This window comes from Bacillus sp. UMB0728, assembly GCF_002858875.1.
GTDB classification, from domain to species: Bacteria; Bacillota; Bacilli; order Bacillales; family Cytobacillaceae; genus Bacillus_AB; species Bacillus_AB infantis.
In genome coordinates this window covers 255,001-280,588 of the sequence record NZ_PKLA01000004.1, presented here as the reverse complement: position 1 = coordinate 280,588, position 25,588 = coordinate 255,001, and the positions used below count along the sequence as shown (strand labels likewise).

Here is a 25,588-nt window from a genome sequence, read left to right as displayed (position 1 = left end):
ATGCCGCCAGTTTTTTTATTTGGCTGTTTCTGCCTCCCTGTTTGTTTGCCTCTGAGGAAATGACCTAAAAATTGTGCGTTAGTCTATTCGCACAATAGCTCATTGCTGAATAGGATATATTGAATCAACTAAAGGAGGTTTTACAAATGTCAGACGGATGCGGATACGGCGGAGGTTTTGCCCTGCTGGTAGTATTGTTCATTTTATTGATTATCATCGGTGCTTCTTGGGGTTATGGCGGAGGCGGCTACGGCTACTAAACGGTACTGACAAAGAATAAAAGGAGGAGATCTTCCAATGGCATACGGATACGGATACGGCGGCTATGGCGGCTGCGGCTACGGAGGCGGCGGCTACGGCGGCGGGTTTGCGCTGATTGTTGTACTATTCATCCTTCTGATCATCGTTGGTGCAGCCTGCTTTAAATGGTAATAAAGTGAAAGGGGGGGACAGGGCATCCTGTCTCTCCTTTGTATACCGGGTTCTGTACAAGTCCCCTCCACATAAATTTAAGTGTTTTATCCCCCTGCCTAAAGGGAATGTAAACAAAAACAGTTAATGGAGGAGAGAATGATGGAGCATCAGACTGAGGACAGGGCATACACGCTCGATGAGATTCACGGCCTTCTGGAAAGCGGGCTTCAGCGGGAGCTTAACCCAAAGGAAAACGGCATTGTATCAAAGTGGATTGCTTCTTTTGATAAAGAGGATAGGATCGTTGTACTGAATATGTTCAAAGAGCTGCTGAATAAGCATAAACGGATAGATTGAGCGGGGAGCCTTCATTTGAGAAGGCTTTTTTCTATGTACAGAGAAGAAATCCTTCCGGGCCAGAAATGGAGGGAACTTGGCGGAAATGCCACATGCAAATGATTTAATGACAAATCTTGATTGGCTGTTAAAGAACCTCTATAATCGGAGTATAAACGAATTTCCTATAAGTGGAATCAATGCCCGTATTCCCCTATCTGTTTCAGAGGCTTTGACGGACTCTGCTATTATCAATTTTTTCCCTTGAAGTCCTGTCATCGTTATTGAATATCCAGCGTTCGGCCACAGTGGAGGCTGGCTCATTTCGGCATTAATCAGGAGGAATCAATAAAAATATATGTCTATGAAACAATCAATTAACACTGCCGGAAAAAAATCTTTGGGAAAAGAATTTTATATTGTAGGAATTGGCGCGTCTGCCGGGGGACTGGATGCCATTGAACAGTTCTTTTCGAAAGTACCTGCCGATTCCGGAATGGCGTATATAGTTGTTCAGCATTTATCCTCCAAATATAAAAGCTTTATGCCGGAACTTTTGGCAAAGAAGACCAAAATGAAAATATTGCGGATCAAGGAAGGGATGCAGATCCAGCCTGACACCATCTATCTGAATCCCCCGGATTCCTATACGTCCATTGAAGACGGTACATTCAAGGTGAGCGGATACGAAAAAGACAAACAGCTGCATTTTCCGATAGATGCCTTTCTGATATCCCTCGCTGCGAGCAAAAAGGACAAGGCGGTTTCCATAATCTTTTCAGGAAAAGGAAATGATGGAACGGCTGGAGTTAAAGCGATTAAAGATAATGGCGGAACGGTTATAGTCCAGGATGGACAGTCAGCTAAATTCAATGATATGCCGGAAAGTGCAATTCTTTCAGGCTATGCAGATTATATTGAGGCCCCTTCCAACATGCCCTCTATTCTTAGTTCCTTCAATGAAAGTGTCCTGCCCCGCTACAGCCAGGAAACCTTAGAAGAAATTTTTGGCCTGATAAAAAAGAAAACTGGATTGGACTTCGCATGCTATAAGAAAAACAGCATTATAAGAAGAATTGAACGGCGGATCCTGCAGCTTGAATCCAAGCATCAAAGCGTTGAACAATATCTGGATTATCTGCAGGCAAACAGCGGAGAGGTTGAACATCTTCAAAAAGACCTGCTGATCGGCGTTACCCACTTTTTCAGGGATGAGGAAGCTTTCAAGATCATTGAGGATGTGATCGTACCGGAAGCCGTCCACCGGAAGGCGGCTGCAAAGGAAGAGCTCAGAATCTGGATTGCCGGCTGTTCCACAGGTCAGGAAGCATACTCCTACGCAATTTTGTTCGACCGCTATGTGCAGAGGATGGGCTTAGACCTTAACATTAGGGTCTTTGCAACAGATATAAATAAAGATGCAATAGAGTTTGCCAGACGGGGGATTTATCCCGGCCATCAGACAGAAGGCATACCAAAGGAACTGCTGAAGAATTATTTTGTGAAAAAAGGAGACAGCTGGGAAATCATCAAGCGCATCCGCAGCCATGTCGTCTTTGCTCCACATAATTTGATAAAAGACTCTCCTTTTGTCAACATGGATTTAATCAGCTGCAGGAACGTCATGATTTACTTTCAGCCGGACCTGCAGCGAAAACTGCTGTCGCTCTTTAATTTTGCTTTAACAGAAAAGGGCACACTTGTTCTCGGACACAGCGAAACAACCGGGAAAATGTCCCATTTCTTCCGTCCTGTCAACAGCAAATGGAATATCTATAAAAATGCGATTTCTGAGAACTGGGTGGTGCAGTCAGAAGGGAGAGTTTCAAAAATGCCGGTTTCGGCAGATCAAGCTGAAAATAGGAGCATTGCGGCAGATTCACTCTCTGCACGCAGGAGGGCGGCTATCCATCAAACCCTTATGGATAATTATGTGCTTCCGTGCATCGTCCTGAATGAAGTCAATGAGGTAATATTCACGTCCCGCCGGGCGAATAAGTATCTGAATTTCCTGAATGAATCCGCGAGCAAAAGCATTTACAAAATGGTCCCTGTCCACCTGTCTGTCATGATTTGGACTGCCCTGAAGAAGTTAGATGGTGAGCGGAGTGAGGTACGATATAAAAACGTCCATTTTGACGTAGATGGCGAGAACCGGTATTTTGATCTGATCGTAAAGAAATTTGCAGCCAACGAATCGCTGGTCATCATCCTTTTTGATGAAGACCAGAATACGAAGGAAAAGAAAACGATGCCACTTTACTTCGATCCGCACAGCACGGTGGCCGAGAGGATAGCAGACCTGGAGCAGGAGCTGTACTATACTCAGCAGACACTCCAGACAACCATTGAGGAGCTTGAGACATCCAATGAAGAACTCCAGTCTGCAAATGAAGAGCTTATTGCAGCCAATGAAGAAATGCAGAGCGCCAATGAAGAGATGCATTCGATCAATGAAGAGCTTGTGAATGTAAACAATGAGTATGAACAAAAGATCAAAGAAGTGACCGCCCTTGCCGATGATATGGATAATCTGCTCATCAGCACAAATATAGCAGCGGTATTTCTGGATGCTGAACTGAATATCCGCCTTTTTACACCGGAAGCCAAAAAGGTCATCAATGTCATTGATATGGATGTCGGCAGGCCGTTTTTCCACATCTCGCATAATTTTGAACAGGCATCACTTGTGGAGGATGCTGAAAGAGTCGTCAAATCATTTAGTAAAATTGAGAAAGAGCTCATGTCCAAGGATCATAAATGGTATCTGATGCAGGCATTTCCGTATCGTACAAGTGAGAATGTGATGGACGGGGTTGTCTTTACCTTCAATGATATTACCGAAATAAAACGATTCAACCAGAAGCTCAAACTGACCTCCAATGCCCTTGATCAGAGTCCATCCAGGATCTTGATCATTGATAAATCTGGCAATATTGAATACCATAATAGAGAATTTGCCGAGCATGAGGGAAAGCCTGACAGCTTTGTGGGAAGGAATATTAAAGACCTTTACAGAGATCAAATGGATACAGCTGATTTTGAAGAAATTGAAAATGCCATCATTGCGAAGGAAGTGTGGAAAGGCAGCATGTCCTATCCGCTTGATGGCGGAATCGCCAGGTGGGAGAACGTCTGCTTTTTGCCAATCGAGGACCAGTCCGGAGATGTCAGCAGCTATCTTGGCATCATAGAAGATATTACAGTCCATAAGGCATCCGAGGCTATGCTGCAGAAATCAGAAATGCTGTCTGCAGTAGGGCAGCTTGCTGCAGGAATTGTCCATGAGATCCGCAATCCGCTGACTTCCCTGAAAGGATTTTTGCAGCTGATGATGCAGACTGGCAGCTATAACAAGGAATACACTGAAGTCATGATGTCTGAATTCGGCAGGCTGGAAGCCATCATTGACGAGTTCCTTGTCCTTGCAAAGCCTAAAGCAGCTGTTTATGACCTGGTCAATGTTTCCAAAGTCATCCAGGATGTTTGTGTCCTTCTTGATACACAGGCCATTATGCAGAATATAAGCATCACAGCAGTCCATCAGGATGCACTGCCAAAGATCAGGGGAAATGAAAAAGAGCTGAAGCAAGTTTTCATCAATATGGTGAAAAACGCGATTGAAGCAATGGAAAACGGAGGGACAATCCTGATTGAGACGGGGATGGAAGGAAAAAATCTGCTCGTCAAAATATCCGATCAGGGAAAAGGGATACCCGAGAAGCAGCTTAATAAAATGGGAGAGCCGTTTTACACTACAAAAGAAAAAGGGACAGGCCTGGGAGTCATGGTCAGCTTCAGGATCATTGAGAACCACAAAGGCACTCTCAATTATGCAAGTATTGAAGGGAAAGGGACGACAGCAGAAATCCGTATTCCCTGCATTCAATAAAGGCAGGCTCTCAGTCTATTAAAGAGTCTGCCGCTGACATCATATTCAATAGATTTTTCTGGATCCGCTCCAAATACTCCGCTTTTCCATGTTCGATGGCAAGGGGCTGAAGAATGTTTATCAGATCGATTGATTCAGAAGCTGAATGGCTTATGCTTTTCAGCTTCTTTTTATGTTCGATTGCCATTAGTTTTTCATGCGCATTGCTGCTTACTTCAAAAAGGAGGGGATTATGCAGGCCTCGCGGCTTCAATTCTGCCGGCTGCAGGGATGAAAGCCTGTTTCGGAGCATGGCCAGATGATGCTGAACCTCCAAAAGATTTGAAGAAATGGGGGCACAGCATACATAGATAAGCTTCTTTTCAGGGATGCGTGAATAATAGATATTAAAAAGTTCAACTGCATTTCCAGAGGTGCGCAGATTAATTTCAATCATTTCTCCGCTTTTTTTCTCAGGCATGCTGAATACTTTTTCAAGGCTGTCCTGGTCAGCAAGCTGGATAAAGCTGATGCAATAGGGAAATCTGTCCTCGGCTGCTTCAGAAGCGAACACAATTTTCAAGTCAATATCCAATATGAAAAAAGGGATAGGCAGCAAGTTTAAATCCGTTTTCATGTATAATGCCTCCTTTTTGGTAAAATGACAGCCTGCAGGACCTGCAGGCTGATAACTGTATTATATAGCAATCTCTTTAGATTGGCTTAAAATCCAGGGCTCAAGATCTTCCAATTTCTTAATTAGAACGGTTTCTTTGCTGCAGAAGGGTGTAAAATCATAGCGGTTGATCAGTCTGCTGCCTACCAGAATCTTTGGACGGAACGACAGCTGTTCAAGCTCTTCTATATATTTCTTCAATAAAGGAAGATGGTGGGTCAGTGACAATGAGATGCCGATAACATCCGGCTTCCATTTTTCCGCACTGTTCAAGGCATATTCCAATGGCAGGCTGGCACCTAGATTTTTTACCTCCCAGCCATTTTCTTTGAATATGGAAGCTGTCATCTTTAGTCCGAGATAATGCTGTTCGCCCTCCGGACAAAAGAGGAGGGCTTTTCTTCCCTGTGCTGCTTTCTGGCCTTTTTCAAAAGAGTACTTGGTTAGAATGTAATCACATATTCCAGTCGCAAGATGTTCATCCGCCACAGTAATGAGGTCCTTTTGCCATAGCTCTCCAATATAATGCATACTCTCGCTCAGCAAACTTTCAAATATATAGCAGGATTGATAGTCCTTATAATCATATTCCTGGATAATGGCCCAGCTTCCGTAAATATCGCCTTTCAACAGGTAACTGGCAAGCTCCTTGGCTGCTGCTGAATACAATGATATCAACTCCTGATAAAATAATTGTGACCGATGTCCCAAAAACAATCTCTTATTAATAGTATACTATATATGAGAATAGAAATCGCGTTCATGGCAAAATTATAGAGGAGGGCCCAAGATGGAAAAACATGATAAAGATAGAATCGTCAAAAAGCTTTTTGAGCGCTTCTATGAAGAGTTTCCATCCCTTGAGAAGTTCGGGGAATCAGGAAAGAGGAGGACAGAAGAAGATATAAATTATCACTTTCAATATTTGGAAACTGCCTATAAGCTGGAAAGCATCCAAATTTTCACTGATTACAGCAAGTGGCTCCAGGATATACTCACTTCCAGGGGACTCGATTCTTTTTATCTGGTACTGAATTTTAAATGGCTGATTGAAGAGATGAATGAGACAGATGCTGAGGAGAAAAACTTTTACATTCAAGCTCTTGAAGAAGGCATAAAGGTCCTTGAAGCTTTGGAAGCAGGGGGAAGCCAGGCCTAGAGGCAAAATGAACAACAAGAAAGCCCGCCGGTTTCCCGGCGGGCTTCTTCTGTGCCTGATTATTTAGCGTTGATGTTCAGCTTGCCTCCAGCTGTCTCTCTTGTTTCATTTCCATAATCGTCCGTCACCTTGACTTCAATTTCTGCGCCAGGGGCTTTGACGTTCTTCGTTGCTGTATAGTAGCCCACATAATGGCCCTCCGACGTTTCCATCATCGGAAGCTCCAGAGCATTTGTCAGCTGTCCGCCGGTATTTGTCAGCGGCATTCTGATGGAGAATACAGCTTTCAGGCCTGGTTCACTGTCAAATTCAATCTTGACGCTTTCGCCGGATTTCAGATCTTTATTTTCTTCCGGCAGCAGGTTCTCAATGACAGGCGCGGTGTATTTAGCAAACACTGTCACTTTTTTGTTTAACTTGTTTTTTGCCTTGTCCTGAGCAGTGACAGTGATGATATTTTCACCTTCATTTAAAAGGATTCTTAATGAATAGGCTCCGTCCTGGACTGAAGCTTTTTTTCCATTGACTTTTACCCAATCAAGGTTCGCATCTGCAACAGTACCTTCGACAGTAACTGTTTCCTTATTTGTTTTTAAGCCGTCAGCAGGGGAGGTAATTGTCAGTTCCGGTTTTTCCGTATCCACAATGACTTTTACAGGGGCGGAAGAGTCAGTTGTCCCGCTGTCAGTGGCGGCTTTGGCAGTCAGGATATTTTCTCCCTCGTTCAATTCCGCTTCTACAGTAAATTTCCCGGAGTCGTCTGCTGTTGTTTCCGCAGCCTTTTCACCGTTAATGTACAGGTGGACCGCTGTGGATGGGGCAGAATTTCCTTCAATCACTGTCTGTTTTTGCTTTGTGATGGTCCCGTCGGCAGGCGATGTGATAACTGGTGCATTCACTTCGTAGTCCACTGCAGCCCGTATCATATAGTTGCCTTCTTCTGCCGGAACTGGTGACCAGGCACCGCCGACCAGCTGCCAGCTCCGCCCTGCATTTGGACCGTCTTCATCAGTAGCAAGGCCCGGGGTATTTGGATTTGGAGCTGATTGGATATAGACCATGTAAAAATCGCCATTGACCATGATGCCTTTGTCTCTTAAATCAACACGGGTCCATTCACCGTTTCTTAAAGCAGATGCTTCAAATGGCCCGGCAAGTTTTTTCCCCGGGGCACCGTCAGGACCGCTTGCGTCAAAGACTGCAACCTGGAATTCCGTTCCTCCTGGCACCGGCCATTCTGTGTCCCAGAAGCGGAATATACCGCCGGTGACCATTGCGCTGTTCTGGCCATTTTCAAGTGACATTTTCACAGCCCAGCCGTTACCGGCATCATAAAATGCTCTTGCATTTTCTGCTGATCCGTCGTCATAGCCGATCTCACCAGGATAGCCAATGAATGGCTTCAGCTGGATATTTTGTTCGGCACTTGAACTGCCTTCGATTGTTATTTCGGCTTCTTCGCTATAGTAGGATGGAGCAACAACCTTTAAGGTGTATGTCCCTTCATAGGCTGTTAGCGTATATTGTCCATTCTCATCCGCGTAGACTGGTTCAACAGCTGCATCTTCCATAAGCATAACCATGGCTCCCGGTACAGGCTCGCCGGTCAATTCGTTAGTAACCGAACCTGTAACAGTTCCTTCCGGAATTTCTTCCAGTACAAAGTTTGCTGATGCCTCTCCGTCTTCAGGGATATTGACGCTTTGTGATTCTGACCGGAACCCGTAAGCCTCTGCCTGCACCGTATAAGTGCCGGATGCGTGGGTCATTTCATAGGAGCCATCCTGCGGATCTGTAAAGACTGAACGCCCTGTCTCCAATACGGTGACTTCCGCATTTACAGGAAGTAATGCAGGGGATGGGGCAGAACCATTTTCCTGCTCTTTTTTCCCTTGCTCTTTTTCAGGAACAATTTTGGCAGGGTCGATTTGCTTTTTAGCAGACACTGCCGGCCCGGATGGCCCGGCTGGACCGGTTTTTCCAAGCTGGGCTTTCTTGGATGGTGCGTTAGGTGTATCTGACAGGGACACATCGTCCAAATACCAGCCTTGTTTTTGGACTGAGCTGTCAGTTGTAACATTGAAGGCAATATAGATGCGCTGGCCGGCATATTCGCTCAGATCGACTTCGCCGTCAATCCATCCGGCTGTATTGCCGTTCACCCTCAGCTTTTGGGTCCAATTCTCCATATCTGTTGACACAAAAACATGGCCATAATCATAGCGGTTCTCCAGCTCGTGCCATTGTTTGAATTGCAGATAGGCATTGCCTTCGCCCAGGTCAACGGGCGGCATGAGAAGCGTCATATTAGCTGAGTTGGCATAATTTCCTCCAAGAGCGGTCGCATAGACTTTCTCACCTGATGCGGCATTTCCCGGGCCGGATGCCGGCGCTCCCCATTCCCAGCTGTCATTTGTTCCATATGAAGTCCAGCCTGCAGGCTGGGACTCAAAATCCTGGCTGTATCCCGTGCTGATCCCCGGGATGACATTAACTTCAAATGTAGCAGACTCGGCGCTGTTTCCGCCGAAGTCTACGGCTTTCCACTGATAGGAAAGAGAGGGTTCCTGGATATCCTCCCCAGGGATGACAGCCTCATAGGTTCCATCAGTATAGCTGCCGGATACTCTTTCGGCTCTAACTGCTGCCGTACTTCCGTCAGGCTTCACATATTCAAGCACGGCATTTGTAACACTGATATTATCTGAAACATCAGCCTGAACAGCAAGGTCCATACCGGCATATGTTTCAGTCTGTGCGTCATGTGAAATGGATGGCGCTTCTTCGTCATCTCCTTCTTTGGAAACCTGGCCCTTTAATTTGCCCAGGCCGGAAACGACGGAAGAGACGGCATCGAACACATTGACAAGTCCATGGCCATAGCCGTTATTCGGTACATTCGGGAATGTGGAGTCTGTAAGCGGTACAGCAGTTGCTGACAGGATTTCTTCAATTTCATCTACTGTCAGGCTTGAATCTGCCTGCCTCAGCAAAGCTGCAGCCGCAGCTACGTGAGGGCCAGCCATGGAAGTTCCGTTCCAGCCTCCTTCATAACCTGAACCCGGAACTGACGAACGGATATTTACCCCTGGTGCTGCAATGTCAGGCTTTATTTCTTCATATGGCGAAGGCCCTTGAAGAGAGAAAGAGCCCAGCCGGTTATTGATGTCTGTTGCCCCGGTAGTAAAAGACTCTGGATAATTGCCTGGAGAGGCGACTGAACCAGGTCCGCCTGGATTGGTCAGTGTTGTATTTCCTGCTGAAAATTCCGGGAAGATTTCGGCTGCGCGCCATGACTGGACCATCGGACGGTACCATTCATCAAGTCCGGGTCCGCCGCCCCAGCTGTTATTTACAACATCCGGAGCCTGTTCAGGGTGTGGAGTGCCATTGGCATCTTTAGGAGCAAGGATCCATTCCCCAGCCTCCAGAAGGTCGACATCTGAGCCCCCGCTTGGACTGAAAGCTTTTACAGAAATAAATTTGGCTCCTGGTGCAACTCCAATCTGGTTTGCACCGCCAGGATCGGAACCGACCATGGTGCCGGTAACGTGAGTGCCATGGCCATCGTCGTCATATGGGGAGGATTGTCCTCCTACTGCATCAAACCAGTTGTAAGTATGTGAAGGCTGATCAGGGTTTGAAGGATCATAGCCGCGGTATTTTTCCTTGAGCGCGGGATGGTTCCACTGGACGCCTGTATCAATTGAGGCGACAACAGTCCCGGACCCGTCTATGCCCATGTCCCAGGCGGCTGGGGCACCGACCCTGTCTATGTTCCATTCAATGGAGCTGGTTTTATTGTCTGCTGTTTGTTCCATCTGGATGGAAGGCTTAGAGGCTTCTTTTACAGGCTTATGAAGCTGTCTGGTCTCATTAGGAAGGATTTTGTCTACTTCTGGAAAGCTTGCGAGCTTTTCCATGACATCTTTAGTGGCTGTGACGGCAATGCTGTTCACAATATAGAAGGATTTGCTATCTTTCGCTTTGCCGGCTTTTTCCTGCTGCTCAATATATTTTAGTACTCCGGCCTGTGTTTCGGCTGCGACGGCTCTTAAAGAGGAAACTACTGCAGATCTTTTCATGAATTTTGCCTTGGAGGAAGTTGCTTTATCAGCTGAAGCTTTTTTAGCTGCTTCTTGAGCGGCTTTTTTTGTGTCCGCCTGCTCTTTCATTTTTATAAGGAAGGTGACCTTGTCTTTTCCATCAAATTGATCAAGGAGCCTGCCCGAGATTTTGTTTTTTGAAGACCCGGGGGAAGCTTTCTTCATCGAAACATGCGGAGACTTGCCGGCATCCGCCTGTGCTTGATAAGGACTAAGCAGCGGAATGATCAAGAGTGCCGTGAGCAAGAGATAAAGCCAGCGAAAATGCTTCTTGTTCTTCATGAACTATTCCTCCTCTTTTCTATTCATTTTTCATTACAGCAGCTTACAGCCCTCCTTTCTATAAATTTTCCAGTTATGGCATTTCCTGCTGTGACACTTACTGTATCGGAAATAAAAGAATCAAGTTGTCGAAATATGATGGAAAAAGTACTCTTCTCCATGAAATCATTCAATCATCCCAGCAGTTAAAACGCGCATGGACGATTCATAGGCCTTTTTCAATCCATTCTGCTGTACAAAAGCAGGGAATTATATCCATATGTTGCTAAAAAGAGAGGCTGATGCTGAAAAAATAAGAGAATAAGATTATATAAGTCAGGTTTGCCAAGAAAAATTGAAAGAAGCTCCAGCTAAATAGATCGCGGGATTTTAAAAGAGGAAGGGAGGAATATAGAAGAAATTGTAGAAAAAATAAGAAAAGCTGCCTGCAGCCTTGGAGACATTTTACGTAACCATACAGAATCTGAAAAAGTTGCAGACATATTGCATCATTTTATAAAAATGTTTGAAAATGATGCTTTGTCTCTACTTTTCCTGTCCAGGGCAGGAGGAAAGATGCAGGTACGGCCTATCCTCCAATAAAAAATAAAAAATATGAATGGAAGCTGTTTCCTTTTCTGCTGTCAATCGTCTAACTATGTGCAAGAGGGGGCGCCTACAATGAATAAAGTTTCTGCAGAAACGTTTGAGAACATCTATTACGAATACAGCGACAAAATCTACGGATATATCTTCATGTATGTAAACAATAAAGAAATAGCAGAAGATCTGACTCAGGATACGTTTATAAAAGCTTATAAGCATTTCCACCAATTCAATGGCGAATCCCATATCTTCACCTGGCTTGTGAGGATTTCAAGAAATGTAGCCATTGATTATATCCGGAAGAGGAACCGCTTCAAGTTCTTTTCCATTGAAAAATATCAATTTGATTCAGGTCATGAAACACCAGTGGAAATTATGGTAAAAGGGGAAAAAACAGCCAGGCTCTATGCTGCCATCCATGCACTGAAGCTGAGCTACCAGGAAGTCCTTATCCTCCGGAAAATCAAGGAGTTTTCAATCAAGGAAACAGCACAGGTCCTGGGATGGAATGAGAACAAAGTGAAAATAACCACATCCAGGGCAATGGCTGCCCTGAAAAAAGAGATGGAAAAAAGGGGGGATACCCTTGAAGGAGTTATTTGAAGATACGATATCATTTGAAAAGCTTGATGATATTCCCCGTTCCAAAATGCAAAAGGACCGTTCCTTCAAAAAGATTATGGAAGCTGCAGAACCCGGGAGGCTTGGGAAAAAACAGGTCAGGCAGTTCCCTTGGGTGAAGGGACCTCTTTTGACTGCAGCAGCGTTTTTTGTTGCGGCTGTCTATTTTTACTCCCAATTCAGCATTCCGGATCAGGACAGCACTTTCGCTGAACTGAAGGAGCTGCCGATAGCGGATGTCATTACAGCAGAAACAGATTCAGAATACAGCTACATTACCAACGGCGTCAATATAGAGCTTAATGAATCCAGCTATGCCGAAAACCCTTTCATGAAAGCAATGATCAGGTCCATGCTGCATGAATCGGCCCCAACCAATTATACTCCGGCAGAAAAGCCTTCATATGACGCTCTTATAAGGTTTAAAGGAGGCGACACGCTTCAGCTGAAACTCTGGAATGTCAATGAGGTCATTTACTTCCGGGAGGAAAGCAGTAAAGAATTCTTTAAGGCTCCTGATAAGTTATCCAGAAGCATTTTCAAAACCCTGAAAAAGGAAGGGTTCAGCTGGAAGAAAGCCGGATGATGAAAAAGCAGTATAGATGGGGAATTGAAGAGGCCGGCAGAAAGAGGCCAATTTAAATAAACAATAGGAAAAGGCACATGGGTTGGAAATGCCCATGCGCCTTTTTTGTTTGTGCATGCAGAATATTCATACTGCAAAATAGCAGGACTGGTACGTGAATCCAAATTTAGAAAAAAATATTTAGACAATTTTCGATATTTTTTTGACAAGCAGGTTTAGAAGCAGAAGAAGCGGGTAGTTTTACAGTAAATTCCTTCTCGGAGTTCAGCACCGTTATGGATCCTTTGCGCAAAGGCAGCTGGGTGTTATTTAGGGAGAAAAAAATTAGACAAATATTAGGGGGATACATATGAAAAAGGGGATAGCCTTATTAATTTCTGTCTTTCTGCTTCTTGGCGTTCTGGCCGGATGCTCAGGCGGAGAGTCTGCCCAGGCGGAAAAAACGAAGGATGGAAAAGTAGTCATTGATTTCTGGACATTCTGGGGATCAGAAACAAGAAGGCCAATCATTGAAAAAATCATAGACGATTACAATGGGTCACAGGATAAGGTTTTTGTTAAGCATACATATTTGCCTTGGGGAGATATTTGGACAAAGAACCTTGCTTCAGTAGCTGCCGGGAACCCGGCAGATGTCATCATCAATGATATCAATACAGTCGGGCAGCGGGCGGAAGCCAAACAGGTTGAAGATTTAAGCAAATATATGGATGAAGGCTTCAAGGATCAGTTTTATCCTCATCTTTGGGACACAGTCCTTTATGAAGACAAGCCTTATGCAGTTCCATTCAATACTGATACCAGACTTCTATTCTATAACAAAACAGCGTTCAAAGAAGCCGGCCTTGATCCAAATAAGCCGCCTTCTACATGGGCAGAGCTTGAAGAATATGCCGAAAAGCTTGATGTGAAAAACGGCAAAACCTATGACAGGGTCGGATTCTATCCGCTTTGGGGAAGCATTGGGGCAGGCAGCTGGATGATCAGTGCTGATGGAGGAAAGAACTTCATCGACAATGGTGAGCTGAAAATCATTACGCCTAAAAAAGTAGAAGCACTGGAATGGGTTCTCAAATGGCAGGACCGCCTTGGCGAGTCAAATGTTCAGGCGCTGAAGGCCGAATTTGGAAGTGAACAGTCCAATCCTTTCATTGCCGGAAAAGTGGCCATGTGGGTGGATGTAGGAACTTTTTATACTCAGATCAGGGACTATGGGCAGGATATGGATTTTGGAGTAGCTCCAATCCCGGCTTATGAAGAAGGAGCTGAAAACTGGAGTGATGGAGGCGGTTTTGTTGCCGAGGTGCCAAAAGGCTCCAGCAATCCGGAAGAAGCAATGGACTTCATTAAGTATCTGACCGGACCTGAAGCTCAGAAATACTGGGCTATGGAGAACTTTGACAATGTTGCCAGCATTGAAGGTGCAGACGCTGCAGCAGAAGAGCTTGAAGGAAAAGATAAAGAGGTCTATGAAGCGACCATAAAAAATCTTGAAGATACTCAGCTTTTCCCAATCCCGGTTGAATATCCTGATTATTTGAGCAGGGTAAATCCACAGATCGACAATGCCCTGCTTGGGAAGCAGTCGCCTGAAGAGGCACTGGAGAAAGCGGAAAAAGACGTTGAAAAACTAAAAAGATAATACATTCTGGAAGAAGAGAAGGGATCTCCTTCTCTTCTTCGAATGCAATCATTTCTGGGAAAGGGTGAAGGGGTATGAAATCGTATGACTCTACAATTGCTCAAAACGAAGCGAACAGCATGGGCAAAGAGAAGGCTAAGTCTGAGCCGAAGCGGCTTTCGCGAAAAGCGAAAGATAATTTATTTGGCTATTTATTCATTAGTCCCTGGATCATCGGCTTTCTGGGACTGACTCTCGGACCGCTCTTATTTTCATTATTTGCAAGTTTTACAGATTATAATATAACGTCAAGAATGAACTTCATCGGGCTGGATAATTTTAAAAGGATGTTTACGATTGATGATCTTTTCAAAACATCGCTCTGGAATACAATCTATTATGTATTATTTTCCGTACCATTGACCACGGCTGGCGCTATCCTTCTGGCTGTGCTGCTGAATCAGAGAGTAAAAGGGATGAAATTTTTCAGGACAGTCTATTATCTGCCTGCCATTCTTTCTGGTGTCGCTGTCTATTTTTTATGGATGCAGCTATTAAGTCCTTCGACAGGCCTTGTCAACACTTTCCTTGCCTGGTTTGGCATAGAAGGCCCGGCATGGCTGTTTGATCCTGAATGGACAAAGCCTGCCCTGCTGCTAATGAAGATGTGGAGCGTCGGCGGAGGCATGCTCCTGTATCTTGCCAGCCTGCAGGGAGTTTCGGCCCAGATGTATGAAGCAGCAGACCTGGATGGGGCAAGTTCATTCCAGAAATTTTTCCATATCACTCTGCCGATGATTTCACCGATCATCTTCTTTGATGTCATTACAAGCACTATTGGATCTTTTCAAATTTTCCAGGAAGCGTATGTGATGACCGAGAACGGAGACGGAGGTCCGGGGAATTCCCTGCTGTTCTACAACCTTCATATGTGGAACAATGCGTTTGAAATTTTTGATATGGGCTACGCCTCAGCGATGGCTTGGCTGCTGTTCCTGATTGTCATGGTACTGACAGTCATCAATCTGACACTCGGAAAAAAATGGGTTCACTATGAAGGAGGAGACAACAAATGAAGCAGGCAGCTGCTGAAGCACCGAGGTTCTATGAGACAAAAAAATTCAGGCAGCGGACAAAGCATCTCTTTGTTGCTTTCCTGCTTCTGGCTGGAAGCATACTGATACTATCGCCGCTGTGGTGGATGATTTCAACTTCCCTGAAATCACCGCAGGAAATCGCCCAATACCCGCCAACCTTCATTCCGACCGAATTCCATTTCTCGAATTATCTGGAGGCATGGCAGACAGCGCCATTTACAAGATGGGCGTTTAACACCTTATTTATTGCCCTTGCCGGCATGATTGGGAGCGTGCTTGTTAATTCTCTCGTTGCCTATGCATTCGCAAAAATTCGTTTCAAAGGCAGAAATGCTCTTTTCGTCATCGTATTATCTACCATGCTGATACCGGGTTTTGTCACTATGGTTCCGCAATACATCCTGTTTTCTAAGCTGGGATGGATCAACACTTATCTTCCCTTGATCGTTCCTGCCTTCCTGGGAAGTGCATTTTTCATCTTCCTGTTAAGGCAGTTCATGATGGGCATCCCGAATGAATTGATTGAAGCGGCGGTTCTTGACGGTGCGAGCCATCTGCAGATCTGGTGGAATATCATGCTCCCGCTTACCAAACCCGCACTTATTACAGTCGCGCTGTTCTCCTTTAATGGAGCATGGAATGACCTGCTGGGCCCGCTGCTGTATATAAATGATGAAAGCCTGTATACTCTGCAGATTGGACTGCAGACATTCAAAGGAACAGTATCCACCCAGTGGCACTACCTGATGGCCATGTCAGTAACCGTTCTTCTGCCGGTCGTCCTGCTGTTCTTTTTCTTCCAAAAACACTTCATCGAAGGCTCAAATATAGCATCGGGGAGTAAGGGGTAAGAAAAGGCAGGCTCTATAGCTGGATGAGCTCTACAAATAGAAAAGCAGAAACGGTTTGCCCCCAAAAGGTCCTCAGACTAATAACGCCACGTTCGGTGGAAAGGTATGGATGACCAGCATCCTATGTCTCAGGCTGTAAAATAGCCGAATAGATGCTCAAAAAGAAAGAAGCCATGCCGTGGATATTAGCAGTTCAGATAATGTGGAACAAATCTTAAATCACAGGCCTAATAAGATACGTTTTCGTAACGTAAATAACAGGGGAATTAACAAACCGAAAAAGCTTGGGATATCCCAAGCTTTTTCTATTTAATATGTTATTCTAATTTAATTTATGCCAACGCTGAATAGTATAAAAACCGAGGATTTCCAGTTATACTTTTGCATGCTTAAACAGTGAAACTAGGTTCCCTGCTATTTGAAAATTATAGAGGGACAAATTCCCCTTATTTTGCATATAGTACTGAAAACAGCTTTAATAGAGGGATAAATTCCTCTTATTTGACTTGAAGGACGTGAAAACAGGTAGTTTTACTTTGCATAGAGGGAAAAACTTCCCTTATTTTCTCCAAAAACACTATTAATCTGAATTTAACAGTAAATACTCCCCTTATATTTCTGTCACCGGTTACTGACTCTTCATCTTCCCAACTTTCTTATCTGCTGGCATATATAGCCACTGCTACTTAACGCGGATGGCAAGCCTTCTTTCTTTATAATCAATTAAGCCGGTGCCGGACAGGTGGTTTTCCAGACGCCTTTTACACAAACCTTATCCTTGGGCACATAGCAATCAATGATTGTTTTGCCGGCGCACAGCAGCCTGCCGACTGAATATTGTGAGCCCGATGAACAGTAGCTGCCGACCAAATTGGCACATGGAAGAGAAACGCTCCCATTGGTATAGCTTGTACATTGCCAGCAAAGATAGTTGCTTCCGTTCACACCTTCTTCACCTGCAGGATTCCCGCTTTGCAGCCCCGCTGAACTGACCATGCTTTCTGCTTTTTCCTCCGTCTGCACGGCAAGTTCTGCGTATAAATCTGTCTCAGACACATCAATTGCAGTGGTGGTGCCGGTGGAGAGTTCTTCAAGATAGATAGCTTGATCTTTGAGAATGCTGCTATAGTCGATAATATAAGCCTGCATATCATCATTGATGCTGTCATAAGCAAACGTAAGGATGGAGGAGAAACTGACAGTGGCTGCACCGCCTGCGGCAAGTGAAGCTTCTTCCTTATATTTAATCTCATACTGGACAATCCAGCCATACTGCTGGTCTTTTTCGTCTTTAAGCGGATTCAGGATATAAGGATCGTTTGAGAGAAAGTCATCTTTAAAGTCCTTATACTCTTCTGTCTTCTTTACGAGCTTAAGAAATTGTTCTTCAGAGGGAATCAGGCTGGCAGTTTCCGGCTGGGCAAAAGCAGAGGTGGAAAAAGAAAACAGGATGATAAGCAGAATCAGACCATATTTTTTCATTCAGCAGTCCTCCAATAAGTTTTTCTTTTACTGTACCTTATATTTCCATTTGGAGATATGGGGAAAATTTATTAAAGGAAAAATGGTTCTATACTACTAAAGAGATCAGATGTGTCTTTTAATATCCCATTCCTGTTTTACCAACAAAAAGCACCCTGCGTAAACAGAGTGCTTCTCATATTCTATAAAAATTCCTGGTATTAGTCAGCAGGAGCGTATATACCTCCGGCAATGCCATTTTTTTGATTTCAGCGATTTTAGCTGCTGAACGATGGATCATGAGTGGTGAAGTCATTTGTTTATTGAAAGGCCCTTCGAATGGCCAGGGACCGTCTGTTTCTGCCATCACCTGCCTGATTGGATAGTCTTTTACCAGAGATTGAATTTCCCCTTCGTACAATACATCAGGAGTCACTGAGATGAAATAGCCATTGGCGGCCATTCGTTCAGCCGTAAGAGCTGAGCCTTTGAACCAATGAAAATGGGCTTTTTCAATAGAATACTTTTCAAGCAGGCTGCATACTATCTCTGCATCTTCATAGATGCTATGGAGGATGACGGGGAGCTGCCACTCCTTTGCTTTCTGGACAAACAGCTCCAGTATTTCAAGATAAGGTTCCAGGCCTATAAAGGAAGCACCCTGTTCTTGTCTTAAATAGTATGGAAGGCCGACCTCTCCGATGGCTATCATATTTTCTTTATGATCCCCCATCCAGCCTATCAGATCAGCAAGTTCTGCTTCAGGAGGGAGGACCTGTTCCGGATGGTACCCAAAAGCCGGCTTTACCTTTGAAAACCTCTCTGCAAGGAGCAGGTTCTTTTTGCAGGAGCTGAGATCCCACGAGACAGTTACGAGTGATTCGAGCTCCGGTATGCTGCAAATATTAGAAATATCCTGATCAGCATAGCGGTCCAGGTGGATATGGCTGTCAATAATCTTGTTCATCCTTTTTCCCTCTTTGGCCGCAGCGAATGATGGACCTTTCTTTTCCATTCCAGAAATTCCTCCTCCAGGAACAGTTCTTCTCTTCTTGGCCGGGAAAAAGGCACCGTAAATTCCGCTGCTGTATGGGCCGGCTTTTCTGATAAGACGATGATGCGATCTGACAGAAAAAGAGCTTCTTCTATATTATGAGTGATAAAGATGATGGCCGGCCGCTGCTCTTCCCAAATGGTCAGGAGCCACTTCTGCATATCAAGCCGCGTCAGTTCATCCAGCGCTGAAAAGGGCTCATCCAGGCAAAGAAGCTCCTGCGGGCTGAGCAGCGCCCTGATGAAGGAAGCGCGCTGCTTCATTCCGCCGGATAATTCATGCGGATAGGCATGCGCATACTGCCCGAGCCCTGCTTTATGTATCATTTCCATGGCTTTTTCCTTATCTGTTCTGCCTGTCAGTTCCTGTCCCAGAAGGACATTTTGCAAAACTGTCCTCCACGGAAGAAGGGAAGGGGTCTGCGGCATATAACTCATGAATCCTTTTTGGCCATTGATCGATTGGCCGTTCATCTGGATGCTTCCTTCATCGGGTAGAAGCAGTCCCCCAATCAGATTGAAAATGGTGCTTTTTCCGCTTCCCGAAGGCCCGAGAAGGGAGACGAATTCACCTTCATTAACTTCAAGGCTTAAGTTATTAAGGACCATCTGTTCCCCAAAAGATTTTGATATATTATCCAGGTGCAGGAGATTCATTTTATCTGCTCCTTTTTATTCCATTTTAAAAGCAGGCTCTCTGCCAAAAGGATTGCTCCGAAGAAAGTCAGGCTTAGTATCATAATGGCAAATATGGCTACAAAAACACGGTCTGTCCGGAAGGAGGAGGAGGCGAGAGTCATAAAAACGCCTATCCCTTTTTCCGAACCTAGCCATTCTGAGATGACAGCGCCCATAACACTGTAGGTGGCCGAGATTTTCAGCCCTGAAAATAGCGAGGGCAGGGAGCCGGGCCATTCCAGCTTCCAGAACAGCTGCCTTTTGGTGGCTCCTGACATGGCCATATAGTGCTTAAGCTCGGCTGGAACCTGCCTGAAACCGTCCAAAGCTGCCACAGTGATTGGAAAAAAACAGACAAGAATAATGACAATGAATTTCGGCAGCAGCCCAAACCCGAACCAGATGACAAGGAGAGGGGCAAGGACGATGACAGGGACATTCTGGGATAGTATCAGCAGCGGGTAAACAGATTCCCTTACAGCCGGCAGACGGTGAAGGATGATGGCCGCGGTGAGCCCGAAAACAGTCCCCAGTGCAAAGCCGGCCAGTGATAATAGCACCGTTGACGCCAGGTGGCCGGAAAAACGGGCCCAGCTTTCCACAGATTCAGCCATGATGTCAGAGGGCGGCGGCAGGAGCCAGGCAGGGACTTCTGCCAGCCTTACTGCTGCTTCCCAGAGAATGAACAAAAGGAGGAGAACCGCTGCCGGCTTCCATCCTTTTACAGCCACTTTCTTCATTTGTATTTATCCGTCAGGTCATCCATCGTGATCCCATCAGGCTGAAACAGAATTTTGACTTGAGAAATCACATTTTTGCTTCCCATTGCAATCATTCTTTCATTCATCCTTGCGATGATCCGGAATAGCTCTTCAAGCTCGCCTTCCATCGTTGTCTCCAGTGGATGGACCTCGTATTTCACTCCGGATTCTGCAATGATTTTAATTGCTTCATCTACATATGGAATAACATCTTCCCCGTTTTTTGTTTTAGGTATAATCTGAATGCTGATCAGTGTACTGGCCATTATGGTTCCTCCTATTCTGGCAAAAATTCATTGGTAAAAGCTTTTTCAGCGTCCAGCTCGCTGTCCAGCAGTTTATTTTCATACATCCATTGGGCATAGTTTTCCCAAACCTCTATACTCTGTTCTCCCCATTGTTCTGCATCATCCTGATATTTTGGAGACAGCCATTCCTGGCTTTTCTTGACCAGCTCGGCGTCTAAATCAGGTGCAGCCTCAAGCAGGATATCAGCAGCTTCTTCCGGATTCTTGATTGCAAACTGATAGCCCTGTGATGCTGCTTTTACAAAGGCTCTGACAGTATCAGGACTATTTTTGATCATTTTCTCATTTGTAGCCAGAACAGGTGTATAATAATCGAGTTTATCGGAATAGTCGGTAAGGTAGACCATATTCAGATCTTCTCCGCGAAGCTCCGCCTCGACGCCAGTCCACCCATAATAAATCCAGGCAAAATCGATATCCCTTTTAACAGCTGTAAAGAAATCGGCATCCCCCATGTTAACAAAGGAAACATCAGAGACATCTGCATTTTCCTGCTTCATTAATGAGGCGATAACAGATTCCTCAACAGGCGATCCCCAGCCTCCATATTTTTTCCCGGCAAAATCCTTTGGCGAGTCGATATTTTTTGCTGCAGGAGAAGCAAAGCCGGACGTATTATGCTGTATGACGGCGGCTACCGACACAAGCGGGACACCCTGAACCCGTGCCTGTGTAATACTTTCCTGATAGCTGACGCCAAAGTCGGCCTTACCGGAAGCAACCAGCTGGTCTGCTCCAGCGTCACCAGGCATGATGATTTCTGCATCAAGGCCATTTTCTTTAAAAAAATTCTTTGCTTTGGCAGCGTAAAGTCCAGTGTGATTAGTATTTGGTGTCCAGTCAAGGACAACCGTTATCTTTTCCAGGTCCTGCCCTTTATCAGCTTGTCTTTCTTCCTGACCAGTCTGTCCTCCGGTGCAGCCGGCAAGCAGCCAGACAGTGCACAATGCGCTGAGCCATTTCTTCATGATCAATCCTCCATGCTGTTTCTGATATTATTCCAAAAAGACCGCCGGTTAATGGCATAAACTAATTCTGGACAACCGCGGGCGGAGGTGCTGTTCCTTTATATCCCGATGCAAACAAAAAAGCGCCCGGATTTCAGAACCCGTGCGCAATAAAAAACATTCATCAATTAAGAATATGTTTCCTACGCTGGCATCTCTCCAGATCAGGTTCAAAGGGTCCTTTATTGTAAAAATAAAGTCTCAACCGTGCCCGGTTCCCCCACAATTCTCTCCTATTTACAGCCGCATAAAGCAGCCGGTCCGTTCAGAGCTCCCGCATTCATCCGGGAATCATGGTCCATTATAACAGATATTCTCTGCAATGGCATTGAAACAGCTTTCTTCCGGAAAATTCGGAGTTATCCCTATATATCCCTGTGCTGCCATGGAAAGAATTAAGTTTGGAACTGAATCTTTATCTGTGATAGGGTAAGGAATGTTGAAAAAAGATTGAATGGAGGAGAAGACATGAAATATCTTGCCTTAATGATTGCTGCATTCATGCTGATCTCATTCCAGATTGTCCAAAATCCCGGAAAACAAGCATTTGCCAAGACGATTGATAATGTCGATATATATACTGTAAAAGAAGAGGATAGCCTTTCGAAGCTCAGCAGGCGATTTGGTGTGGCTGCAGAGGATATACAGAAGGCTAATTATAAAAAGGATGAAAAGATATTTGCCGGAGATAAGCTCATCATTCCGTCTGCTCCAAAGAAAAAGAAGCGGATAACAGAACAAAAGGTCAGCTTATCTAAAGGAGAAAAAGATCTTTTGGCAAGGCTTGTGCATGCGGAGGCAAAAGGTGAGCCGCATGCCGGAAAAGTCGCTGTGGCTGAAGTGGTCCTCAATAGAATGAAGGACGAAAAATTTCCGGACACAGTCAAAGAAGTTATTTACGAAGACAGGCAATTTGAGCCTGTGGACAATGGGATGATCAATAAACCGGCAGGGAAGGATTCACAGAAAGCAGTCCAGGAGGCACTGACTGAAGAAAGAAAAGACGGTGAGTCCCTGTTTTTCTTTAATCCTGACCAGACTAACAGCAAATGGCTCCGCACAAGGGCCGTTACAAAAGAAATCGGCAACCACCGGTTTGCGAAATAGAATAAAGAAAAAACTCTTGTTGCTATACAAGAGTTTTTTTGCTGTCTTCTTCCATATCTATAATATTGTCTGGCTGTGTTTCTCTCCATAGCTTAAATCTTTCAAGCTCATTGGCGATTTGCTTGATGATAAAGCCGATGATTGCGGCATCATCCAATATGCCGATTCCGGCAAGAAAGTCGGGGACAAGATCCAGGGGAGACACAAAATAGAGAATGCCAGCAATGACCGTAACAGCTGTTTTTGCAGAAATGTCCCTATACTGTCCCTTTGAGTAGGCTTTAATGAGTTCAAACAGGAGCTGAAGCTTGTCCCATACTTCAGATAGGGAATTTTTCCTGGAATCGGCTTTTTTGCTTGCTTTGGAAAGAAGCCCGCTTGTTTTGCCCGGATCATTTAAGTATTTTGCAGCGCGGCTCTCATATTTTTTATACTCCTTTTCGTAATCTTCCTTTTTGAAAGTCTTCATATATAACATCCTTCCGGTTAAAAGATTCTTTTTTATACTTTTATCCCATTTTCGGATGGTTGAACCCCGGAAAAGTTTATAATAGAGAAAAAAGCGAGGTGTCCTTATGCTTTTAGAGTGGCTGAAAGAGTCAAGCTATACGGTTATATTGACTGGTGCAGGCATGTCAACAGAAAGCGGGCTGCCTGATTTCCGGTCTGCAGGAAGCGGGTTAACGAATACAGTGGATTATGGGAAAATTGCCAGTACAGAAGCTCTCAACCATCATGTCAGCGAATTCATTGAATTTTATCGCCGCAGAGTTATGGGGCTGAAGGAATGCAGTCCCCATGCAGGGCATTATATATTGGCAGACTGGGAAAGGAGGGGAATTGTCCAAAGCATCATTACACAGAATGTAGACGGTTTTCATCAGGCGGCAGGAAGCAGAAATGTGGCTGAACTGCATGGTACACTGCAGCAGGTCCATTGCCAGACATGCGGGAAAATATTTCCGAATGATGAATACATAGATGAGCATTTCCGGTGCAGTGATTGCGGGGGGATTTTGCGGCCGTCCATCGTCCTTTTTGGGGAGATGCTCCCCGAGGAAGCTATTGATTTTGCTGCTGCAGAGTCAGAGAAAGCTGATCTTTTCATTGTCCTTGGCTCATCCCTCTCTGTCACTCCTGCCAATCAGTTTCCGCTCATTGCCAAGCAGTGTGGTGCAAAACTGGTTATCATTAATATGGATCCTACTGATTTGGACCTTTACTCGGACGAAGTCATTAACGGAGAAAAAGCGGGAGAATTGCTGAAAGAGCTTGATGCAGAAATAGGAAAAATGTGAAGCCTTCCATTACATTGGAGGCTTTTTTTATTTTAAAATTTTTCTAGTATAATAAATGATTGACTGTCATGTATATACAAGATATAATGAAAACGCAAACACCATGTATATACAAGTTTTCTTTGGAGTGAATACTTAATGAGCTGACTTTGCAGCAAAGGATAAATTTGCAAGAGGGGCAGATAATATGAAGTATATGAGCTCCCGGCCGCATTTTTTTTTGCTTGCTGTTGAAAACGGTAACAGGAGGAGAGAAGCATGAGCAATTACAGAGAATCTGCCGAGCGTATTGTAGAAGCAGTTGGCGGAAAAGAAAATATTGCAGCAGCTACGCACTGCGTAACCCGTCTGCGGTTTGCTTTGAAGGATGAAAGCAAAGTTGATAAAGAAGCATTGGAAAATATAGATAGTGTTAAAGGATCATTTTCTACAAACGGCCAATTCCAGGTGGTCATCGGCCAAGGCCTTGTTGATAAGGTATACAAGGAAATGGCAGCGGCTACAGGAATCGGTGAAGTGTCAAAAGAAGAAGTGAAAGCAGCTGCTTCTGAAAAAATGAATCCGCTTCAAAGAGCAATCAAAACGCTGGCCGACATTTTCATTCCTATTCTTCCGGCTATTGTTACAGCCGGCCTGCTGATGGGAATCAACAATATCATGACAGCACCTGATATCTTTTATACAGGCAAATCATTCATAGACGTTCATCCAGGATGGGCTGATCTCGCTAATATCATCAATATGATAGCCAATACCGCGTTTGTATTCCTGCCGGGGCTGATTGGATGGAGTGCGGTCAATCGTTTCGGCGGAAGTCCGCTTCTTGGCATGGTGCTCGGCCTGATGCTTGTCCACCCCGACTTGCTTAATGCTTGGGGTTATGGTTCTACTGATAAGGTTCCTGTATGGAATCTGTTTGGACTGGAGATAGAGAAAGTCGGCTATCAGGGTCAGGTGCTGCCGGTACTGGCGGCGTCCTATGTTTTGGCAAGGATTGAGATATTTTTAAGAAAGAGGATTCCGGATTCAATCCAGCTGCTGACAGTCGCGCCGATTGCGCTGCTGATCACAGGCTTTCTGTCTTTCATTGCGATCGGGCCTGTTACGTTTACGATCGGAGGCTGGATCACTGACGGTGTTGTATCCATTTTTGATGCGGTTCCTGCTCTTGGAGGATTGATTTACGGCGGCCTTTATGCACCGCTCGTTATAACAGGGATGCACCATACATTCCTGGCTGTCGATCTGCAGCTGATCGGATCAATCGGCGGAACATTCCTCTGGCCGATGGTGGCATTATCAAATATTGCTCAAGGTTCAGCATCGCTTGCGATGTTCTTCTTAAATAAAAATGAAAAAGTAAAGGGACTTGCTGCAACTTCTTCGCTTTCAGCTTTCCTCGGAGTTACAGAGCCAGCCATGTTCGGTGTGAACCTGCGCTTCAAATATCCGTTCATCGCAGCGGTCATCGGCTCTGCCCTGGGCGGCATGTTCATTACCATTAAAGGGGTCATTGCTCCATCGATCGGAGTCGGCGGACTGCCTGCCTTCTTCTCAATCTTATCCGAAAACTGGGGGTCCTTCTTTATCGGGATGGCGATCGTGCTGGTTGTGCCGTTTGTGCTGACATTCCTGTTCGGCAAATTCAGAAAAGCTGAATGATTATTCTGGTACCATGGATAAAAGCCTATCCATGGTATCGCTATTTAC

The 25,588-nt window shown here is 45.0% G+C and carries 23 protein-coding genes and 1 riboswitch; of the genes, 13 read left to right on the top strand and 10 right to left on the bottom strand.

The genetic code is table 11. The features are described from left to right. The first annotated feature begins 146 nt into the window (after nucleotides 1–146). From CYJ37_RS17190 to CYJ37_RS17175, 4 genes are all read left to right on the top strand, one after another. Nucleotides 147–260, top strand: a complete 114-nt coding sequence (locus CYJ37_RS17190; protein WP_009794198.1) for a YjcZ family sporulation protein — start codon at nucleotides 147–149, stop codon at nucleotides 258–260. A gap of 37 nt (nucleotides 261–297) precedes the next feature. Next, a complete protein-coding gene (locus tag CYJ37_RS17185) occupies nucleotides 298–432 on the top strand; it encodes a YjcZ family sporulation protein (RefSeq protein WP_009794199.1) in 135 nt (44 codons plus the stop codon). Nucleotides 433–570: 138 nt separating this feature from the next. Next, nucleotides 571–771 (top strand): hypothetical protein, encoded by a 201-nt coding sequence (locus tag CYJ37_RS17180; protein WP_035402699.1) that lies wholly within the window; start codon nucleotides 571–573, stop codon nucleotides 769–771. Nucleotides 772–1,150: 379 nt separating this feature from the next. Further along, nucleotides 1,151–4,642, top strand: coding sequence for a CheR family methyltransferase (locus CYJ37_RS17175; protein WP_257964243.1), 3,492 nt, complete (start codon nucleotides 1,151–1,153; stop codon nucleotides 4,640–4,642). A gap of 10 nt (nucleotides 4,643–4,652) precedes the next feature. Here CYJ37_RS17175 and CYJ37_RS17170 read toward each other — a convergent pair whose 3' ends face one another. Beyond that, the gene (locus tag CYJ37_RS17170; protein WP_009794203.1) at nucleotides 4,653–5,258 is read right to left on the bottom strand and encodes a hypothetical protein; all 606 of its coding nucleotides are present in this window, start codon (nucleotides 5,256–5,258) and stop codon (nucleotides 4,653–4,655) included. A 60-nt stretch (nucleotides 5,259–5,318) separates the two neighbouring features. After that, the gene (locus CYJ37_RS17165) at nucleotides 5,319–5,966 is read right to left on the bottom strand and encodes a cobalamin B12-binding domain-containing protein (RefSeq protein ID WP_009794204.1); all 648 of its coding nucleotides are present in this window, start codon (nucleotides 5,964–5,966) and stop codon (nucleotides 5,319–5,321) included. A gap of 121 nt (nucleotides 5,967–6,087) precedes the next feature. Between CYJ37_RS17165 and CYJ37_RS17160 the strand changes: the two genes are divergently transcribed. Beyond that, entirely contained in the window at nucleotides 6,088–6,456 is a 369-nt protein-coding gene (locus tag CYJ37_RS17160) for a hypothetical protein (protein ID WP_101550808.1), read from the top strand. Nucleotides 6,457–6,515: 59 nt separating this feature from the next. On the opposite strand, the gene CYJ37_RS17155 is transcribed toward CYJ37_RS17160, so the two are convergent. Next, the gene (locus CYJ37_RS17155) at nucleotides 6,516–10,844 is read right to left on the bottom strand and encodes a S8 family peptidase (protein WP_101550806.1); all 4,329 of its coding nucleotides are present in this window, start codon (nucleotides 10,842–10,844) and stop codon (nucleotides 6,516–6,518) included. 660 nt (nucleotides 10,845–11,504) lie between these two features. Here CYJ37_RS17155 and CYJ37_RS17150 point away from each other — a divergent pair. The 5 genes from CYJ37_RS17150 to CYJ37_RS17130 all read left to right on the top strand — a co-directional run bounded on the left by CYJ37_RS17150 (nucleotide 11,505) and on the right by CYJ37_RS17130 (nucleotide 16,205). Continuing rightward, nucleotides 11,505–12,032 (top strand): RNA polymerase sigma factor, encoded by a 528-nt coding sequence (locus tag CYJ37_RS17150; RefSeq protein WP_101550804.1) that lies wholly within the window; start codon nucleotides 11,505–11,507, stop codon nucleotides 12,030–12,032. Beyond that, nucleotides 12,016–12,636, top strand: coding sequence for a hypothetical protein (locus tag CYJ37_RS17145; protein ID WP_101550802.1), 621 nt, complete (start codon nucleotides 12,016–12,018; stop codon nucleotides 12,634–12,636). The genes CYJ37_RS17150 and CYJ37_RS17145 overlap by 17 nt, the downstream gene beginning before the upstream one ends. A gap of 349 nt (nucleotides 12,637–12,985) precedes the next feature. Next, nucleotides 12,986–14,278: an ABC transporter substrate-binding protein gene (locus tag CYJ37_RS17140; RefSeq protein ID WP_101550800.1), complete on the top strand. Its 1,293-nt coding sequence runs from the start codon at nucleotides 12,986–12,988 to the stop codon at nucleotides 14,276–14,278. A gap of 74 nt (nucleotides 14,279–14,352) precedes the next feature. Further along, nucleotides 14,353–15,333: a carbohydrate ABC transporter permease gene (locus CYJ37_RS17135; RefSeq protein WP_094768190.1), complete on the top strand. Its 981-nt coding sequence runs from the start codon at nucleotides 14,353–14,355 to the stop codon at nucleotides 15,331–15,333. Beyond that, a complete protein-coding gene (locus CYJ37_RS17130; RefSeq protein ID WP_009794212.1) occupies nucleotides 15,330–16,205 on the top strand; it encodes a carbohydrate ABC transporter permease in 876 nt (291 codons plus the stop codon). The genes CYJ37_RS17135 and CYJ37_RS17130 overlap by 4 nt, the downstream gene beginning before the upstream one ends. A gap of 723 nt (nucleotides 16,206–16,928) precedes the next feature. Here CYJ37_RS17130 and CYJ37_RS17125 read toward each other — a convergent pair. From CYJ37_RS17125 to CYJ37_RS17100, 6 genes are all read right to left on the bottom strand, one after another. Continuing rightward, nucleotides 16,929–17,687: a hypothetical protein gene (locus CYJ37_RS17125; RefSeq protein WP_009794213.1), complete on the bottom strand. Its 759-nt coding sequence runs from the start codon at nucleotides 17,685–17,687 to the stop codon at nucleotides 16,929–16,931. Between the two features lie 175 nt (nucleotides 17,688–17,862). Further along, complete coding sequence (locus CYJ37_RS17120) at nucleotides 17,863–18,681, bottom strand: TatD family hydrolase (protein ID WP_257964242.1); 819 nt, start codon at nucleotides 18,679–18,681, stop codon at nucleotides 17,863–17,865. Then, a complete protein-coding gene (locus CYJ37_RS17115) occupies nucleotides 18,630–19,376 on the bottom strand; it encodes an ABC transporter ATP-binding protein (RefSeq protein ID WP_009794215.1) in 747 nt (248 codons plus the stop codon). The genes CYJ37_RS17120 and CYJ37_RS17115 overlap by 52 nt, the downstream gene beginning before the upstream one ends. Continuing rightward, nucleotides 19,373–20,137 (bottom strand): ABC transporter permease, encoded by a 765-nt coding sequence (locus CYJ37_RS17110; protein WP_101550797.1) that lies wholly within the window; start codon nucleotides 20,135–20,137, stop codon nucleotides 19,373–19,375. The genes CYJ37_RS17115 and CYJ37_RS17110 overlap by 4 nt, the downstream gene beginning before the upstream one ends. Further along, nucleotides 20,134–20,424 (bottom strand): thiamine-binding protein, encoded by a 291-nt coding sequence (locus CYJ37_RS17105; protein ID WP_009794217.1) that lies wholly within the window; start codon nucleotides 20,422–20,424, stop codon nucleotides 20,134–20,136. Before CYJ37_RS17105 ends, CYJ37_RS17110 begins: the two co-directional genes overlap by 4 nt. A gap of 11 nt (nucleotides 20,425–20,435) precedes the next feature. Then, nucleotides 20,436–21,434, bottom strand: coding sequence for an ABC transporter substrate-binding protein (locus CYJ37_RS17100; protein ID WP_101550796.1), 999 nt, complete (start codon nucleotides 21,432–21,434; stop codon nucleotides 20,436–20,438). 162 nt (nucleotides 21,435–21,596) lie between these two features. After that, a riboswitch (TPP riboswitch) is annotated at nucleotides 21,597–21,705 on the bottom strand. A gap of 236 nt (nucleotides 21,706–21,941) precedes the next feature. Between CYJ37_RS17100 and CYJ37_RS17095 the strand changes: the two genes are divergently transcribed. Further along, nucleotides 21,942–22,580, top strand: coding sequence for a cell wall hydrolase (locus tag CYJ37_RS17095; RefSeq protein WP_253616582.1), 639 nt, complete (start codon nucleotides 21,942–21,944; stop codon nucleotides 22,578–22,580). A 22-nt stretch (nucleotides 22,581–22,602) separates the two neighbouring features. Here the strand turns inward: CYJ37_RS17095 and CYJ37_RS17090 are convergent, their stop codons facing one another. Next, complete coding sequence (locus tag CYJ37_RS17090; protein WP_022543634.1) at nucleotides 22,603–23,049, bottom strand: YkvA family protein; 447 nt, start codon at nucleotides 23,047–23,049, stop codon at nucleotides 22,603–22,605. A gap of 106 nt (nucleotides 23,050–23,155) precedes the next feature. On the opposite strand from CYJ37_RS17090, the gene CYJ37_RS17085 reads away from it, so the two are divergent. Together CYJ37_RS17085 and treP are read left to right on the top strand one after the other, a co-directional pair. Beyond that, nucleotides 23,156–23,878, top strand: coding sequence for an NAD-dependent deacylase (locus CYJ37_RS17085; protein ID WP_101550793.1), 723 nt, complete (start codon nucleotides 23,156–23,158; stop codon nucleotides 23,876–23,878). Nucleotides 23,879–24,136: 258 nt separating this feature from the next. Continuing rightward, on the top strand, nucleotides 24,137–25,540 hold the full coding sequence (treP, locus tag CYJ37_RS17080) for a PTS system trehalose-specific EIIBC component (RefSeq protein WP_101550791.1): 1,404 nt from the start codon (nucleotides 24,137–24,139) through the stop codon (nucleotides 25,538–25,540). Nucleotides 25,541–25,588 lie beyond the last annotated feature (48 nt).

Bases quoted from the DNA above. Each gene is read 5' to 3' on its own strand.
- CYJ37_RS17190 (WP_009794198.1), top strand. From the start codon at position 147: ATGTCAGACGGATGCGGATACGGCGGAGGTTTTGCCCTGCTGGTAGTA.
- CYJ37_RS17185 (WP_009794199.1), top strand. From the start codon at position 298: ATGGCATACGGATACGGATACGGCGGCTATGGCGGCTGCGGCTACGGA.
- CYJ37_RS17180 (WP_035402699.1), top strand. From the start codon at position 571: ATGATGGAGCATCAGACTGAGGACAGGGCATACACGCTCGATGAGATT.
- CYJ37_RS17170 (WP_009794203.1), bottom strand. From the start codon at position 5,258: ATGAAAACGGATTTAAACTTGCTGCCTATCCCTTTTTTCATATTGGAT.
- CYJ37_RS17160 (WP_101550808.1), top strand. From the start codon at position 6,088: ATGGAAAAACATGATAAAGATAGAATCGTCAAAAAGCTTTTTGAGCGC.
- CYJ37_RS17155 (WP_101550806.1), bottom strand. From the start codon at position 10,844: ATGAAGAACAAGAAGCATTTTCGCTGGCTTTATCTCTTGCTCACGGCA.
- CYJ37_RS17150 (WP_101550804.1), top strand. From the start codon at position 11,505: ATGAATAAAGTTTCTGCAGAAACGTTTGAGAACATCTATTACGAATAC.
- CYJ37_RS17140 (WP_101550800.1), top strand. From the start codon at position 12,986: ATGAAAAAGGGGATAGCCTTATTAATTTCTGTCTTTCTGCTTCTTGGC.
- CYJ37_RS17135 (WP_094768190.1), top strand. From the start codon at position 14,353: ATGAAATCGTATGACTCTACAATTGCTCAAAACGAAGCGAACAGCATG.
- CYJ37_RS17130 (WP_009794212.1), top strand. From the start codon at position 15,330: ATGAAGCAGGCAGCTGCTGAAGCACCGAGGTTCTATGAGACAAAAAAA.
- CYJ37_RS17125 (WP_009794213.1), bottom strand. From the start codon at position 17,687: ATGAAAAAATATGGTCTGATTCTGCTTATCATCCTGTTTTCTTTTTCC.
- CYJ37_RS17120 (WP_257964242.1), bottom strand. From the start codon at position 18,681: ATGGAAAAGAAAGGTCCATCATTCGCTGCGGCCAAAGAGGGAAAAAGG.
- CYJ37_RS17115 (WP_009794215.1), bottom strand. From the start codon at position 19,376: ATGAATCTCCTGCACCTGGATAATATATCAAAATCTTTTGGGGAACAG.
- CYJ37_RS17110 (WP_101550797.1), bottom strand. From the start codon at position 20,137: ATGAAGAAAGTGGCTGTAAAAGGATGGAAGCCGGCAGCGGTTCTCCTC.
- CYJ37_RS17105 (WP_009794217.1), bottom strand. From the start codon at position 20,424: ATGGCCAGTACACTGATCAGCATTCAGATTATACCTAAAACAAAAAAC.
- CYJ37_RS17100 (WP_101550796.1), bottom strand. From the start codon at position 21,434: ATGAAGAAATGGCTCAGCGCATTGTGCACTGTCTGGCTGCTTGCCGGC.
- CYJ37_RS17095 (WP_253616582.1), top strand. From the start codon at position 21,942: ATGAAATATCTTGCCTTAATGATTGCTGCATTCATGCTGATCTCATTC.
- CYJ37_RS17090 (WP_022543634.1), bottom strand. From the start codon at position 23,049: ATGAAGACTTTCAAAAAGGAAGATTACGAAAAGGAGTATAAAAAATAT.
- CYJ37_RS17085 (WP_101550793.1), top strand. From the start codon at position 23,156: ATGCTTTTAGAGTGGCTGAAAGAGTCAAGCTATACGGTTATATTGACT.
- treP (WP_101550791.1), top strand. From the start codon at position 24,137: ATGAGCAATTACAGAGAATCTGCCGAGCGTATTGTAGAAGCAGTTGGC.